At 69.4% G+C, this 14,253-nt stretch carries 14 protein-coding genes; 11 read left to right on the forward strand and 3 right to left on the reverse strand.

Annotated features, from left to right (window positions below):
* Window positions 1-3: 3 nt before the first annotated feature.
* A complete protein-coding gene (locus ADBZ9K_RS27320) occupies window positions 4-693 on the reverse strand; it encodes an HAD family hydrolase (RefSeq protein ID WP_526625454.1) in 690 nt (229 codons plus the stop codon).
* 96 nt (window positions 694-789) lie between these two features.
* On the opposite strand from ADBZ9K_RS27320, the gene ADBZ9K_RS27325 reads away from it, so the two are divergent.
* The 4 genes from ADBZ9K_RS27325 to ADBZ9K_RS27340 are packed head-to-tail and all read left to right on the forward strand — an operon-like array spanning window position 790 to window position 3,780.
* Window positions 790-1,476 (forward strand): glycosyltransferase family 2 protein, encoded by a 687-nt coding sequence (locus ADBZ9K_RS27325; RefSeq protein ID WP_526625665.1) that lies wholly within the window; start codon window positions 790-792, stop codon window positions 1,474-1,476.
* Window positions 1,473-2,399 carry an acyl-CoA dehydrogenase gene (locus tag ADBZ9K_RS27330; RefSeq protein ID WP_526625455.1) on the forward strand — a complete coding sequence of 309 codons (927 nt, stop codon included), beginning with the start codon at window positions 1,473-1,475 and terminating at the stop codon, window positions 2,397-2,399. The genes ADBZ9K_RS27325 and ADBZ9K_RS27330 overlap by 4 nt, the downstream gene beginning before the upstream one ends.
* Window positions 2,396-3,160: a PIG-L deacetylase family protein gene (locus ADBZ9K_RS27335; RefSeq protein ID WP_526625456.1), complete on the forward strand. Its 765-nt coding sequence runs from the start codon at window positions 2,396-2,398 to the stop codon at window positions 3,158-3,160. The genes ADBZ9K_RS27330 and ADBZ9K_RS27335 overlap by 4 nt, the downstream gene beginning before the upstream one ends.
* Window positions 3,157-3,780 carry an SAM-dependent methyltransferase gene (locus tag ADBZ9K_RS27340; RefSeq protein WP_526625458.1) on the forward strand — a complete coding sequence of 208 codons (624 nt, stop codon included), beginning with the start codon at window positions 3,157-3,159 and terminating at the stop codon, window positions 3,778-3,780. Before ADBZ9K_RS27335 ends, ADBZ9K_RS27340 begins: the two co-directional genes overlap by 4 nt.
* Before the next feature lie 14 nt (window positions 3,781-3,794).
* Here the strand turns inward: ADBZ9K_RS27340 and fadD8 are convergent, their stop codons facing one another.
* A complete protein-coding gene (gene fadD8, locus ADBZ9K_RS27345) occupies window positions 3,795-5,429 on the reverse strand; it encodes a fatty-acid--CoA ligase FadD8 (RefSeq protein ID WP_526625459.1) in 1,635 nt (544 codons plus the stop codon).
* Window positions 5,430-5,607: 178 nt separating this feature from the next.
* Between fadD8 and ADBZ9K_RS27350 the strand changes: the two genes are divergently transcribed.
* From ADBZ9K_RS27350 to ADBZ9K_RS27365, 4 genes are all read left to right on the forward strand, one after another.
* Entirely contained in the window at window positions 5,608-6,996 is a 1,389-nt protein-coding gene (locus ADBZ9K_RS27350) for a DUF2254 family protein (RefSeq protein WP_526625460.1), read from the forward strand.
* Between the two features lie 108 nt (window positions 6,997-7,104).
* Complete coding sequence (locus tag ADBZ9K_RS27355; protein ID WP_526625461.1) at window positions 7,105-8,634, forward strand: MFS transporter; 1,530 nt, start codon at window positions 7,105-7,107, stop codon at window positions 8,632-8,634.
* A gap of 18 nt (window positions 8,635-8,652) precedes the next feature.
* The gene (locus ADBZ9K_RS27360; RefSeq protein ID WP_526625462.1) at window positions 8,653-10,218 is read left to right on the forward strand and encodes a long-chain-fatty-acid--CoA ligase; all 1,566 of its coding nucleotides are present in this window, start codon (window positions 8,653-8,655) and stop codon (window positions 10,216-10,218) included.
* Entirely contained in the window at window positions 10,215-11,204 is a 990-nt protein-coding gene (locus tag ADBZ9K_RS27365; RefSeq protein WP_526625463.1) for an o-succinylbenzoate synthase, read from the forward strand. The genes ADBZ9K_RS27360 and ADBZ9K_RS27365 overlap by 4 nt, the downstream gene beginning before the upstream one ends.
* Window positions 11,205-11,234: 30 nt before the next feature.
* Here the strand turns inward: ADBZ9K_RS27365 and ADBZ9K_RS27370 are convergent, their stop codons facing one another.
* Window positions 11,235-11,798 carry a TetR family transcriptional regulator gene (locus ADBZ9K_RS27370; protein WP_526625464.1) on the reverse strand — a complete coding sequence of 188 codons (564 nt, stop codon included), beginning with the start codon at window positions 11,796-11,798 and terminating at the stop codon, window positions 11,235-11,237.
* A gap of 75 nt (window positions 11,799-11,873) precedes the next feature.
* Between ADBZ9K_RS27370 and ADBZ9K_RS27375 the strand changes: the two genes are divergently transcribed.
* From ADBZ9K_RS27375 to ADBZ9K_RS27385, 3 genes are all read left to right on the forward strand, one after another.
* Complete coding sequence (locus ADBZ9K_RS27375; protein WP_526625465.1) at window positions 11,874-12,767, forward strand: SDR family oxidoreductase; 894 nt, start codon at window positions 11,874-11,876, stop codon at window positions 12,765-12,767.
* Between the two features lie 11 nt (window positions 12,768-12,778).
* Window positions 12,779-13,699 carry a TIGR03564 family F420-dependent LLM class oxidoreductase gene (locus ADBZ9K_RS27380; protein ID WP_526625466.1) on the forward strand — a complete coding sequence of 307 codons (921 nt, stop codon included), beginning with the start codon at window positions 12,779-12,781 and terminating at the stop codon, window positions 13,697-13,699.
* Window positions 13,700-13,790: 91 nt separating this feature from the next.
* Window positions 13,791-14,243, forward strand: a complete 453-nt coding sequence (locus ADBZ9K_RS27385) for a hypothetical protein (protein ID WP_526625467.1) — start codon at window positions 13,791-13,793, stop codon at window positions 14,241-14,243.
* Window positions 14,244-14,253 lie beyond the last annotated feature (10 nt).

Genomic DNA, 14,253 nt, shown 5'->3' on the forward strand with positions numbered 1-14,253 from the left:
CGCCTAGATGGCGATGCCGCGATCGCGCAGCGGGTCGATGAGCCCGGTCGGGCGCTGCGCCACTGGCAGCGGGTCGACCAGGATGAAGTCGCAGCCGATAGCGCGGGCGGCGCCGTCGTTCTCCTCGCTGTCGCCGACCATCACCGTCTCGCCGGGCGCCACACCCAGGCGCGCCAGCGTGGTCTCGAAGATCCGGGGATCGGGTTTGACCGCGCCGACTTCGAAGGACAGCACGAACTCGTCGGCGTCGGCTCCGGCGCGGCGGAAGGCCGGTCGGATATCGAACGCGATATTCGACACGATGGCGGTCTTCAGGCCGTGTTCCCGCAACGAACGCAGCACCTCGACGGTGTCGGGGTAGGGCGTCCACGAGTACGGGTCGACCACCCGCCCGTACAGCGACTCGGCGTGGTCGTCGGACAGGCCGGCGTCGCGCAACACGTGCAGATAGGCCTCCCGGTGCAGCGACGGCGCGAGGTCCCGGTCGAGCCAGGTGCGGTAGGCCTCCTCGGTCATGGTGACGGAGCGGCCGGTGGGGTGGGTCAGACGTTCCATCAGCTCGGCCTGCGCATGTGCGTCGACCTCGCGGCGGCCGTCGTCGCTGATCAGCTCCATCCCCGCGAACCAGCTGTCGTCTTCTTCGAGGCGGAAGAGAGTCCCGGAGAAGTCGAAAAGGACAGCGCGCAGAGTCATGGCACCATCGTCGCATCCTCGTCGACGCAGCTTGTGGGTGTGAAACCGGCGCGAAGCGGATATCTCTGTGCGGTGAGAGCCGGTGGCGAGGACATCATGCAGGTGGTCGTGGTGATTCCCGCGCACAACGAGGTCGATCGACTACCGCGCTGCCTGCGGTCGGTGCTGGCGGCCGCGGAGCGCGTGAGGGTACCGGTGTGGACGGTGGTGGTCCTCGACGACTGTGATGACGGCAGCGAAGAGCTTGCCGGGCAGTTCGGCGACGACGTCGACTTCGTCTCCATCGACGCCCAGAACGTCGGCACCGCGCGCGCCACCGGATTCAGCTTCGCCGGCCGGCGCCGGCCCGGCGACCCGCAGCGCACCTGGTTCGCCTGCACCGACGCGGACACCTGCGTCGAGCCGGACTGGCTGCAGCGCCAGCTGGCCGCCGACGCCGACCTGGTGCTGGGGGTGGTTCGGGTGCCCGAGGGCGGGGCGCCGGCGGCTCTGGAGCGCAACTACCTGCGCGGGCTGGACGCCCACGGCAACGGTCACGAGCACGTCCATGGCGCCAACCTCGGCTGCCGCGCGGCGGCCTACTGGGAGGTCGGTGGGTTCGCCGATCTGGAGAGCGGTGAGGATGCCGACCTCGTCGACCGGTTCGAAGCCGCGGGGTACCGGATCGAGCGTGACCAGACGCTGTCGGTGACGACGTCGGCGCGGCGGGTGGGCCGCGCACCCGGCGGCTTCGCCGAGGACCTGCGAACCGGGGAAGCCCTCGCCGTCGAAGATGCCTCGTGACCGTCGAAGCCTGGCTCGCCGCGGGTGCCCTCGAGCTGCCGCTGCCCGGCTCGGGTGCGACGCTGCGGCGCTGGCGTGGGCTGTCGGCGTTGACCGAGATCGACGTGGTCGGCGGCAGGCTGGCCGAGGCGCATGCCGACGCGGTGGCCATCCTCGCCGAGTTGGACGGACCCGCTGCCGGGACTGGGCAGCTGTGGGGGGTGTGGGCCGCCGAGGCGCCGCAGGCTCGGCTCATGGCCGAGGAACGCGGCGACATCGCGGTCCTGACCGGGACCAAGGCATGGTGTTCCGGGGCGGGGCGCTGCTCGCATGCCTTGGTGACCGCCGGGCGGGCCGACGGCGAGCGGGGTTTGTATGCGGTGGCCCTCGATGATCCGGGCGTCCGGCCGCGGCCGAGCACCTGGCGCAACGCCGGGATGGCCCGGTCGGACACCCGTGATGTCGACTTCGACGCGGTGCGCGCCGTTGCGGTCGGCGCCCCCGGCCAGTATCTGAGCCGACCGGGGTTCTGGTTCGGCGCCGTCGGGGTCGCGGCGTGCTGGTACGGCGGTGCCCGCGCGGTCGCCGCGCCGTTGTACCGGGCGGCGGGCCGCGGTGACGACCACACACTGGCCCACCTGGGCGCGGTCGACGCCGCCCTGGCCGCCGCCGCGGCCACGCTGGAAGCGGTGGCCCGCCGGGTCGACGAGGACCCGGCCGACGGCACCGGGACCGCGCAGTTGTGGGCGCGCCGAACCCGCGCCGTCGTCGAAACCGCGGTCGACGAAGCGATCACCCGCACCGCCAGGGCACTCGGGCCCGCACCCCTGTGCCTGGACGAGGCCCACGCCCGCGCGGTGGCCGACCTGTCGATCTATGTCCGGCAAAGCCACGCCGAGCGGGATCTCGCCGCGTTGGGTGGATTGACCGAGGCGGCGCCGTGACCACCGCCGGCGCCAACGTCGACCGGTTCGCCGAGCGGCCGGTCGCCGCCGGGGGCACACCCGCCGCCGAGTGGGCACACTGGCTGCCCGGATTCGCCGCGCTCGACCCGGCCGGTTGCCCGGCCCTGATGGTGGTGGCGCCCCATCCCGACGACGAGACGCTGGGGTTCGGGGCGACGATGGCCACCCTGCGTGCGCGCGGTATCGCCGTTGACGTGGTGTGCGTCAGCGACGGCGGCGCCGCCTATCCCGATCTGGACCAGCCCGGCCGGGCCGGCCTGATCGCCGCGCGGCAGGACGAATTGCGTTGTGCGGCTGACAGTCTCGGTATCTGCGAGCCCATTCAGCTCGGCCTGCCGGATGGTGGCCTGGCCGAGCGGGAGTCCGAGATCGCCGACGCCCTGGCCGACTTGCTGGCCGATCGTCCAGCCGGTAGCTGGTGTGCGGCCACCTGGCGCGGCGACGGGCATCCCGACCACGAGGCGGTGGGCCGGGCCGCCGCTGTCGCGGCACAACGCCGGGGTGCGGTGCTGCTGGAATATCCGGTGTGGATGTGGCACTGGGCCGTTCCCGGCGATCCGGTGGTGCCGTGGCAGCGGGCCCACCGGATCGAGCTGACCGAGACCGCGCTCGACCGCAAGGCCGCCGCGGTGCGCTGCTTTGCCAGCCAGATCGGGCCGGGGCCGGGCGGCGTGGAACCGGTGCTGCCCGACTATGCGCTCCGTCGGCTGGACACCGTGGGGGAGTTGGTGTTCCGATGAGCGCCCGGCTGCCCGACGACTATTTTGCCGAGCTCTATGCGAACTCCGATGACCCATGGCAACTGGGCACCCGGTGGTACGAGGAACGCAAATACGCCATCACCGTGGCGCTCCTGCCCCAGCCGAGCTACCGGCATGCCTTCGAACCGGGCTGCTCGGTGGGCGCGCTGACGGCGCGCCTGGCCGGCCGATGCGAGCGGATCACCGCCACGGACGTGGCTGCCAAGGCGCTCGATGGTGCCGATAAACGGTTGCGCGACTGCGGCTTTCGTGACTCGGTGACATTGCGGCACGGATCACTCGACGAACCGTGGCCCGCCGGGCCGTTCGACCTGGTGGTGCTGTCCGAGGTGGCCTACTACCTCGACGCCGACCTGCTCGCGGCGGTGCTGGGCCGGGAATGCCCGCTGCTGGCGCCGGGTGCGACGATCATCGCCGCGCACTGGCGCCACGCGGTGTCCGACTACCCGCTGACCGGGGACCAGGCCAACCGGATCATCGCCGCCACACCAGGATTGGCCCGGCTGGGCGGCTACCGCGACGACGACGTCGTCATCGACGTGTTCGAAAACGGGACGACGGCATCGGTGGCCGCGCGCACCGGGGTGCCGGGGGCCTAACGGCCGCCCGGGCATCAGCCGATGGCCCGCGAGGCGCCTTCCCAGAACTGCGCGCGAACCGCCTTCTTGTCCGGCTTGCCCAGCGCGGTCACCGGCACGGACTCGACGACGATCACCTGCTTGGGCGACTGCACCGACCCCTTGCGCTCCTTGACCGCCGCCTGGATCTCGACGGTCACCCGGGCCACCGACTCCTCGTCGCTGGGGTGATCGGGGCGCAGCACGATCACCGCGGTGACGGCCTCGCCCCACTTCTCGTCCGGCGTGCCGATCACACACACCTGCGCGACGGCAGGGTGCTCGGCGACGACGTCTTCCACCTCGCGCGGAAACACGTTGAAGCCGCCGGTGACGATCATGTCCTTGACCCGGTCGACGATGAACCAAAAGCCGTCCTCGTCCTCGCGGGCCATGTCACCGGTATGCAGCCAGCCGTCTTTGAACGTCTTGGCCGTCTCCTCCGGCAGATTCCAGTACCCGCCGCTCAGCAGCGGACCGGACACGCAGATCTCCCCGACCTCACCCTGCGCCACTTCGTTTCCGTCGGCGTCCAGCAGCGCGGTGCGCGCGAACAGCGTCGGCCTTCCGCAGGAGGTGAGGCGCTTCTCGTCGTGGTCCTTCTTGCCCAGATACGAGATCACCATCGGCGCCTCGGACTGGCCGTAGTACTGGGCGAAGATCGGGCCGAAGCGCCGGATCGCCTCGGCCAGCCGCACCGGGTTCATCGCCGAGGCGCCGTAGTACACCGTCTCCAGCGAGGACAGGTCGCGGGTGTGCGAATCGGGATGATCCATCAGTGCATAGATCATCGACGGCACGAGCATCGTCGCGGTGATCTTCTGCTCTTCGATCACCCGCAACACCTCGGCCGGATCGAACTTGGTCAGCACCACCAGTTCGCCGCCCTTGATGATCGTCGGCACGAAGAACGCCGCCCCGGCATGCGACAGCGGGGTGCACATCAGGAACCGCGGATTCTCCGGCCACTCCCACTCGGCGAGCTGGATGGTGGTCATCGTGGTGATGGACGCAGCCGTGCCGAGCACCCCCTTGGGCTTGCCGGTGGTGCCGCCGGTGTAGGCCATGCCGCCGACGTGGTCGGGCGGAAGGTCGGCCGCCACCAACGGCTTCGGCGGGTACTTGGCGGCCTCGGCGATCAAGTCCACCGCGGAGCCGACCAGCGCTTCGGGGACCGGCCCCAACGTCAGGATCTGCTTGAGCCCGGGGACCTTCTCCAGCAGCCCCTGGGCCCGCTCGACGAACATCGGGTTCGGGTCGATGATCAACGACGTCACACCGGCGTCGCCCAAGACGTAGGCGTGGTCGTCGAGTGAGCCGAGAGGGTGTAGTGCCACCCGCCGGTATCCCTGCGTCTGTCCCGCCCCGATGATCATCAGCACCTCGGGCCGGTTCAGCGACAGCAACCCGACGGTGGTGCCGGTGCCGGCACCAAGCGCTTCGAACGCCTGAATGTACTGGCTGATGCGTTCGGCGAGCTGTCCACCGGTCAGGGTGGTGTCGCCGAGATGCAGCACGGGCTTGGTCTTGTTGCGCTTGAGGGCACCGACCGTCAGGTGTCCGGAATGAATGGGATGGCGCAGCAGGTCGGCCGATGAGCGCTCGCGCGAAGAGGAATCAACCTGAGTCATAGCGTCCACACTAGAACGTGTTCCAGTTCTGAAGGAAGGGCGTCCTCATGACCGAGATGAGCACTCGGTTGCGAACGGCGATCCTGAGACGAGTGACCGGCCGGCGGGCAGCTGATGACCGTGTACTCCCCGCCCGGCCTTTGTTTGAAGTGGCGTCAATTTGGCGAATCATCGCCGGATGCCGGCGAAAGGATCCCGGGTGACGGAGATCGTGACCGCTGTGCGGCAGCGACGTGCCGTGTTCGTCGACGCCGTACGCAGTCGTCTGTGGCCGATGCCCGCCCTGGGTGTCGTGGCCGCCGTCCTCGTCGGTGTGGGACTTCCTGAACTCGACGCGGTGATCGACAGCCGGATGTCACCGACGGTCGCGGGCTATCTCTTCGGCGGAAGCGCCGACGCCGCGCGTGAAGTGCTTGGCGCCGTCGCGACCTCGCTGATGACGGTGACGTCCCTGACGTTCTCGCTGACCTTGGTGACGCTTCAGCTGGCCAGTAGCCAGTATTCGCCCCGGCTGTTGCGGACCTTCGCCGCAGATCCCTTCGTGCAGCGCACGCTCGCGCTGTTCCTGGCGACTTTCGCCTACGCACTGACGGTGTTGCGAACGGTGCGCAACGACAGCGAAGCGTCGAGTCTGTTCGTCCCGCGGATCTCGGTCACCGTGGCCTACCTGCTTGCCATGGCCAGCGTGCTGGCGTTGGTGCTGTTCCTCGGCCATCTTGTGCGTCAGATCCGGATCGAGACGATGTTGCACCACGTGTCGAAAGACATCACCGACACCGTAAGGCGCACCGCGGAACCGCAGGGTGAGCAATACAGCGGCATCAGCCCGTCGCCGCCGGCGAATTGCGACATCGTCACGGCGAACTCTTCGGGCTTCCTTGTCCAGGTCGACGAGCATGCCCTGGTTGCCGCCGCGGTGAACGCCGGCGCGGTGGTCTGGATTGATCGCCCGGTTGGGGCCAACGTCGTAGCTGGTGTGCCGGTGGCCTTCTTCTGGGCCATCGATTCTGGAAGAGGACTGGAAAATGGGCCCACGGCGGCGTTGCGCAATTGTGTGGCGGGCGCGCTGCACACCGGCGTCGAACGCACTGCGGCCCAGGACATCGGCTACGGGTTGCGGCAGATGACCGATGTCGTCGTCCGAGCGCTGTCGCCGGGAATCAACGATCCCACCACCGCCGTCCATGCGTTGAACTCGTGCACCGCCGTCTTGTGTGAACTGGTCGGGTTCCGGCTCGGCGCGCGGATTCTGCGTGATGAGAACGACGCGGTGCGCGTCGTCGTCGCCCAGCCGGATCTTCCTGAGTTACTCGATCTGGTATGCGGCCAGCCGCAGCTCTACGGTGCGCAGGACCCGCAGGTGATGCGGGCTCTGCTGGCGTTGTTACGTGACGTGGCGTGGGTGGTACGCCTGCCTGAGCAGCGGCAGGCGGTCGCGAACCAGTGCGCTCGTCTGCAACGTCGCATCGCCGCCCAGGCCTTTGATGCCGCCGAACGCAGTGACCTCGAGCGTGTCGGCCGCCAAGTCGGCGAGGCACTTGACCACCGGTGGGGTGCTTCGGCCTGAACCGTTGGTCCAGCGCCACCACGGCGTGGGCCGGACTCGGTAACGCGCCGGACGGTTTCGCCCGTCTCTTAGGCGCCCCCCGCGGCCCGGCGGGGCTAGCATCTGCCAATGCCGCAGCAGCAGGAGGTCACCGGGCTCGCGGCGACCATGACCGTCGTCGCCATGGGCCTGGGGTACAGCATCACCGCTGCCGATCCGACCATCCTGTCGGCCAATCTCGCCGAGGTGCGCCGCGGCCTGCAGTTCAGTCCCAGCACGGCCAGCTTCTTGGCATGCCTGGCCACGCTGACGCTGGCCGCGGCGGTATTGGGTGCCGGAGCCCTCGGCGACCTGTACGGCATGAAGCGGATGTTCGTGATCGGCACCTGCGGCTCGATCGGCTTCGGGGTGCTGGCCGCGGCCGCCCCCACCGTCGCGGTGCTGACGGTGGCGCGGGCCGGTGTCGGCATCGCGTTCGCGTTTGTTCTCGGCCTGTCGCTGGCCATCGTCAATGCCGTCTTCCCGCCGGGGCGCCGCGCCGTCGCCATCGCCACCTACCTCGGCGCGGGCCACGCGCTCAGCGTCTTCCAGCCGGCCATCGGCAGCTGGCTGGCCACCCACTATGGCTGGCGGGCCTGCTTCCTGGTGACCCCGGTGCTGGCCCTGGTCACCTTGGTTCTGACCCTTCGCTATGTGCCGGAGACGGTGCGCTGGCAGCGCAAGCTCGATGTCGTCGGCGTAGTGCTGATCGCCGCGGCGCTGGTCCTGGTGATCCTGGGCCTGACAGAGCTGCAGGGCGGCTTCCAGCTCAGTGCGGTGTTGCAGATCCTGGTCGGCCTGGGCCTGGCGGCGGCGTTCGTGCGGTGGGAGGTCCACACCGATGAGCCGGCGTTGGACATGCGCATCTTCGGCTCGGGGCGGTTCAACGCCGCAGTGATCGCGGGCGCAACCTTCAACTTCCTGCAGGGCGGTGCCACCATCCTGTTCGCCTACTACCTGGTCACCATCCGCGGCGAGTCCCCGGAACTGCTGGGCCTGCTGCTCATTCCGGCGGTGCTGCTGGCGGCGCTGGCGGCCACCGTGGCCGGACGGGCCACCGAGCGGTTCTCCGAACGCGCGGTGCTCGTCGCCGGCCTGGTGATCCTGCTGGTGGGGATGCTCATGCTGGTCGTCCTCGACGCGCAGACCCCGCTTCTGGTCCTCGGGGTGGCGGTCGCGCTCAACGCGATCGGTTCCGCGGTGGTGCAGACCCCGCAGTCCACCATCATGATGTCCAGCGCCCCGGCTGAGCTGGGCGGTGTCGTTTCAGCGGTGAAACCGGCTGTCGGACAGGCCAGTTACTCACTGGGGCCGGCGTTGTTCGCACTGGTCGGTACCACTTTGTTCCTACGTGACGGACGCCGCGAGCTCGCGGGGTCAGGGATCAGCGAGGCACAGGCCCGCGATGCGCTGCGAGTGGCTCACGGCGGGGTGCCGGGACCGTCCGCGGGCGCGGAGGTGCTCGACCCGGAGAAGGCGCGCTGGGTGGTGTCGGAGGCGAACCAGAGTTGGCTGGCCGCGATCCACGACTTGGGCCTGATCATGGCTGTGGTACCTGCGGTCGCGATCGTGATCGCTTGGGTGTTGCTTCGGCCGAAGGCTGGATCCCCGTCGGCCTGACATGGCACCCTGGCCGGTATGCAACCTCCCGAACCGCGCTTTCTCGACGACCGGCTGGCGTATTGGGCCGAACACAAGCCCGACGATGAGGCCATCGCCTATCTCAGCCGAAGCTGGACCTGGGCGCAGTGGAACGACCGGGTCCGCCGGCTCGCGGGTGCGTTGCTCGAGCATGGCATCGGGCGCGGTGACGTGGTCGGATTCCTGGACAAGAACCACCCGGCGTGCGTCGAGCTGACCCTGGCGGCAGCCTCGATCGGCGCTGCAACCGCGATCATCAACGTCCGGCTGGCCGGTGAGGAGATGGACTACGTCCTCAACGACTCGGGCGCCAAACTGCTGATCGTCGGCGCCGAACTGCGACCCGCGATCGACAAGATCCGCGACCGGCTCAGCCATGTCGAGCACATCGTCACCGTCACTCCCGATGGCGGTGACGGTGACGAGTACGAGGCGCTGCTCGCCAGCGCGACACCGGTCGGCCGCCGCCCCGATGTCGACCCCGACGACGCCTGTTTGATCATGTACTCCTCGGGCACCACCGGGCATCCCAAGGGCGTCGTCCTGACCCAGCGCAACCTGTTGGCGCACACCCTCAACGCGGGCACCTTCGAGTTCGACGCCGACGACAAGAACCTGGTGGCGATGCCGCTGTTCCACGTCGGCGGGTCGTCCTACGTCCAGTACGGCATCCACGCCGGCATCCCGACGATCATGACCCGCGACGCCGACGGTGCGTCACTGGCGGGCGCGATCCTGCAGGGCGCCAACCGCACCTTCCTGGTGCCCGCCGTGCTGGGCAAGGTGCTCGAATCCGGCGAGGACGCCGTCAAGCTGTTCGGCGCGTTGCGGACCTTCGTCTACGGCGCATCGCCGATGCCGCCCGCCCTGCTGCGCTCGGCGCTGAAGGCCTGGCCGGACACCGACTTCATCCAGGTCTACGGGTTGACCGAGGTATGCGGCGCGATCACCCAGCTCTCCCCGGAGGTACACCGCGACGAGTCGCGCCCGGAGCGGCTGGTCAGCGCCGGGCAGCCGGCCCGCGAGGTGGAGGTGCGGGTGGTCGACCCCGACACCCTCGAGGAAGTGGCGACCGGCCAGCCCGGCGAATTATGGTTCCGCACACCACAGTTGATGAAGGGCTACCACAACAAGCCGGAGGCCACCGAATCGTCGATCACCGACGACGGCTGGTTCCGCACCGGCGACATCGGCCGCGTCGACGAGGACGGGTTCGTCTTCGTCGAGGACCGGCTCAAGGACATGATCATCTCCGGCGGGGAGAACATCTACTCCGTCGAGGTTGAACGGGTGCTCACCGACCATCCCGCGGTGCTCGACGCCGCCGTGTTCGGCGTGCCCGACGAGAAGTGGGGCGAATCGGTCAAGGCAGTAGTCGAGTTGTCCATCGGCGGAGCCACGTCCGAGGCCGAGCTGATCAGCTGGTGCCGTGAGCGGCTGGCCCACTACAAGTGCCCGCGCAGTGTCGAGATCTCTGCGGCCCTGCCCCGCAACCCCACCGGCAAGCTGCTCAAGCGGGACCTGCGCAAGCCGTACTGGGAGAACCGCGACCGCGCGATTTGATGCCCGTTCCGCTCGACGACCTGCTGGAGCGACTGCACGTCGTCGCACTGCCGATGCGGGTGCGCTTCCGTGGCATCACGGTTCGCGAGGTGGCGCTGATCGACGGTCCGGCGGGCTGGGGCGAATTCGGTGCCTTTGTGGAGTACGAGCCGCCCGAGGCCGCGCACTGGCTGGCGTCGGGCATCGAATCCGCTTACCGCACAAGACTGCCCGTCCTTCGTGATCGCATTCCGATCAACGCGACGGTGCCGGCGGTGCCGGCGGCGGAGGTGCCGCAGGTGCTGGCTCGCTTCCCCGGTGCGCGCACCGCGAAGGTGAAGGTGGCCGAGCCGGGACAGTCGCTGGCCGACGACGTTGCGCGGGTCAATGCCGTGCGCGCGGCGATCCCCACCGTGCGGGTCGACGCCAACGGCGGTTGGACGGTGCAGCAGGCGGTGGCCGCCGCGGCCGCACTCACCGCGGACGGCCCGCTGGAGTACCTGGAGCAGCCCTGTAAGAGCGTGGACGAGCTGGCCGAGGTGCGCCGGCGGGTGCAGGTCGCGGTCGCCGCCGACGAGAGCATTCGCAAGGCGTCGGATCCGCTGGCGGTGGTGCGGGCGCGCGCCGCCGACGTGGCCGTGCTCAAGGTGGCGCCGCTGGGGGGAATGCGCGCCTTGCTGGACATCGCTGCCGAGATCGACATTCCGGTGGTGATCTCCAGCGCGTTGGACTCCGCGGTCGGTATCGCGGCGGGTCTGACCGCGGCGGCTGCGCTGCCCCGCCTCGAGCATGCCTGCGGGTTGGGCACCGGCGGGTTGTTCGTCGAGGATGTCGCGGAGGTGACGCCCGTCGACGGCAGCCTGGCCGTCGGTGAGGTGACGCCCGACCCGGCGCGACTGGCCGCGCTGGCCGCGTCGGCCGACCGCCGCGACTGGTGGATCGACCGGGTGCGCACCTGTGTCGACGTTCTCGCCCAAACCAACACACGGGTGGACAATCGCGAGTAGTTCGCGCCAAAACGTCGACTTCGGTGTCGGTTAGTCCGCGGTCAGCGCCTTGAGTTCGGCGACGGCGGCGCGCACATAGTGGGCCATGCCGTACTCGTCGTCCGCTGCAACCCACTGGTCGAAGGCCAGCTTGAACACCGCGCCGCCGGTCTCGGCGGTCAGTCGCGCCGTCGTCTCGGCGACTCCGCGCTGGCGCAACCCGTCGGCCAGCGCGCCGGCGAGCGCGGCGAGTTTGATCAGCTCGCGTTCCTGCAGTGCGGAATTGGCGTCGATCACCGCCTGCCGCAGCCGCGATCTCTCCCGGCGGCCGTCGAAGAACCCCGCAGTCTCCTGCAGTGCCGCGCTGACCGCTTCCAGTGGGCTGTCCGAATCGGGGGCGTCGGCAACGGTTTTGGTCACCTGATCCAATAGCGGGCGTTGCCCGCCGAACAGCACCTCGCGCTTGTCGGCGAAGTATCGGAAGAACGTTCGCTCGGTCAGCCCGGCCCGCTCGGCGATCTCGGCCACCGTCGTCTGATCGAAGCCTCGCTCGGCGTACAGCGCCAGGGCCGCCTCCTGCAGGCGACCCTGTGCGTCCGGCTCCCAGCGGCCCATGGCCGAATATTACCGGGATGACAGTCACTGACATCGTGGTTACTGTTGATGACAGCGACTGACATGGAGGGTGTTATGAAGTTATTCGTCACGGGTGCATCGGGATGGGTCGGCTCGGCGGTGGTGCCCGAGCTGCTCAAATCGGGCCATCAGGTGCTCGGACTGGCCCGTTCGGACGCGTCGGCGCAGGCGCTCGCCGCGGCCGGCGCCGAGGTTCATCGCGGCGACCTGACCGATCTCGACAGTCTGCGCAGCGGCGCCGAATCGGCCGGCGGCGTCGTCCACCTGGCGTTTCACCATGATTTCGACAATTTCGCCGCCGCCGGTGAACTGGACCGCCAAGCCATCACGGCACTCGGCGAGACGCTGGCCGGCTCGGACCGCCCGCTGGTGGTCACCAGCGGCACGGCGGGGCACGCACCGGGCCAGCTCATCACCGAGGAACGGCCCGCCTCGCCGGATCTGCCGCGCACCTCCGAGCGGGCTGCGCTGGCTTTCGCCGACCGCGGCGTGCGGGTGTCCATCGTGCGGCTGGCCCCCACGGTGCACGGCAGGGGCGACTACGGATTCGTGCCCCGGCTCATCGATATCGCGCGCGCCACGGGCACCTCCGGCTATGTCGGGGACGGCGCCAACCGGTGGTCGGCGGTACACCGTGACGACGCCGCCGTGGTATTCCGGCTCGCGGTCGAATCGGCACCCACCGGCACGGTGCTGCACGCGGTCGCCGAACAGGGAGTGGCCGCCCGCGACATCGCCGACACCATCGGACGGCACCTGGCCATCCCCGTCGCCAGCATCCCGCCCGACGCGGTGGCCGGCCACTTCGGCTGGATCGGCGGGTTCTTCGCCCTCGACATGCCCGCCAGCAGCGCCCTTACCCGTCAGCGCTTCGGCTGGCAGCCAACTCGGATCGGGCTGCTCGATGACCTCGACCAGGCCCACTACTTCGCGTTCGAAACCACCTGAAAGGCAACAGAATGCCCGCTGGAATCATGCTCCCGTCCGACCGTACCGCCGCCAACCTCGTCGACGAGGTCCTCGCCAAGGCCCGCGAGGCCGCCGATGCCGGCATTCGGCAGCTGTGGGTGTCTCAGCAACTCGACTTCGACGCGATCAGCCTGGCCGCGCTGGTCGGAGCCGCCAATCCCGGTGTCGGGGTGGGGACGTCGGTGGTACCGATCAACCCGCGCCATCCGCTCGTCCTGGCCGCATCGGCACAGACCGCGCAAGCCGCGACGCACGGGGGTTTCACCCTCGGGCTCGGCCTCGGTGTGCCGTTCCTGGAGGAACTGGTTTACGGGCTGCCCTGGGCGCATACGGTGGCGCGGCTGCGTGAGTACCTGACGGTTCTGACCGCCATCAGGGACGAGCAGACGGTGGACTTCCACGGCACCCATCTGACGGCGGTCGATCCGAAGCTGTTGCCGCTGGGGTTGGCCGGGTCCACCCCGTTCCCGATCCTGGTCGCCGCGATGGGTCCGCGTGCCTTACGCGTCACCGGCGAATTGGCTGACGGCACAATCGTTGCCAACACCGGGCCGCGCACCGTCGAGGGCTTCATCGCGCCGACAATCTCGCGGGCGGCAGCCGAGGTGGGGCGGCCCGCCCCGCGTATCGTCGCGATGGTGAACGTGGCGATCACCGACGACATCGAGTCCGCGCGGGCCGAGATCGCACCCCGCCTCGCGCTGTACGATTCGATCCCGTCGTATCAGAAAACCCTTGCGCGCGAGGGTGTTTCCTCCAGTGTCGACCTCGCGGTGATCGGCAGCGAAGAGGCGGTGGCCAAGGCCCTGCGCGGTTATCTCGACGCCGGCGCAACGGAGCTGGTGGTGATGCCGCAGCAGACGGGCGCTGCGGAGCTGACGCGGATCTACGACCTCGCCGCCGACCTATAGGCGTGCCCCTCGGACGGTCACACATTGGTCACTGGAGTTGACGCTTCCGGCGCGCGATACTGGCACAAGGGGATTCGCATCGGAGGCCGCCGTGAGAAAACGGGTGCTGTCGGTCGCCATGGCGTCGCTGATCGAGCCGACCGGGCCGGCGGCCGTCATCGTTGAGCCCGACGGCGGCATCGGTATCGTCGACGGCTCGGCCGACTCCATAGAGACGATTGTGGGCGGCCCGCGCTGGGAGACGATGACCAGCCGCCACGGGGTGGTGTTCTGGTTCCGGGTGGCGGGCCGCAGGCGCAACGAGGTCAACCGGCTGGCCACTCAGCTGTTGCTGGCGACGTCGGGCTGGTCGGCCGCGGAGGTGCCGCTCCTGTACGGCTCGGTGCTGGTGGCGGCGCGGACCTGCACCGGCGCTCCGATGGCGCTGTCGATGGCCCACTACGAGGTGCTCAACGCCCGGTCGATGCTGTCGTGGCGGGCGCGGCGGACCCTGCGCCGCCGTATCGAACGGGAGCGCCTGGCCGGTCCGCTGCTCATGGGCTGACCAATTTTCG

The organism is Mycobacterium sp., from assembly GCF_965229265.1.
Classification (GTDB): domain Bacteria; phylum Actinomycetota; class Actinomycetes; order Mycobacteriales; family Mycobacteriaceae; genus Mycobacterium.

Coding starts and splice junctions, on each gene's coding strand:
- ADBZ9K_RS27320 (WP_526625454.1), bottom strand. CDS start 693: ATGACTCTGCGCGCTGTCCTTTTCGACTTCTCCGGGACTCTCTTCCGC.
- ADBZ9K_RS27325 (WP_526625665.1), top strand. CDS start 790: ATGCAGGTGGTCGTGGTGATTCCCGCGCACAACGAGGTCGATCGACTA.
- ADBZ9K_RS27340 (WP_526625458.1), top strand. CDS start 3,157: ATGAGCGCCCGGCTGCCCGACGACTATTTTGCCGAGCTCTATGCGAAC.
- fadD8 (WP_526625459.1), bottom strand. CDS start 5,429: ATGACTCAGGTTGATTCCTCTTCGCGCGAGCGCTCATCGGCCGACCTG.
- ADBZ9K_RS27350 (WP_526625460.1), top strand. CDS start 5,608: ATGCCGGCGAAAGGATCCCGGGTGACGGAGATCGTGACCGCTGTGCGG.
- ADBZ9K_RS27355 (WP_526625461.1), top strand. CDS start 7,105: ATGCCGCAGCAGCAGGAGGTCACCGGGCTCGCGGCGACCATGACCGTC.
- ADBZ9K_RS27360 (WP_526625462.1), top strand. CDS start 8,653: ATGCAACCTCCCGAACCGCGCTTTCTCGACGACCGGCTGGCGTATTGG.
- ADBZ9K_RS27370 (WP_526625464.1), bottom strand. CDS start 11,798: ATGGGCCGCTGGGAGCCGGACGCACAGGGTCGCCTGCAGGAGGCGGCC.
- ADBZ9K_RS27375 (WP_526625465.1), top strand. CDS start 11,874: ATGAAGTTATTCGTCACGGGTGCATCGGGATGGGTCGGCTCGGCGGTG.
- ADBZ9K_RS27380 (WP_526625466.1), top strand. CDS start 12,779: ATGCCCGCTGGAATCATGCTCCCGTCCGACCGTACCGCCGCCAACCTC.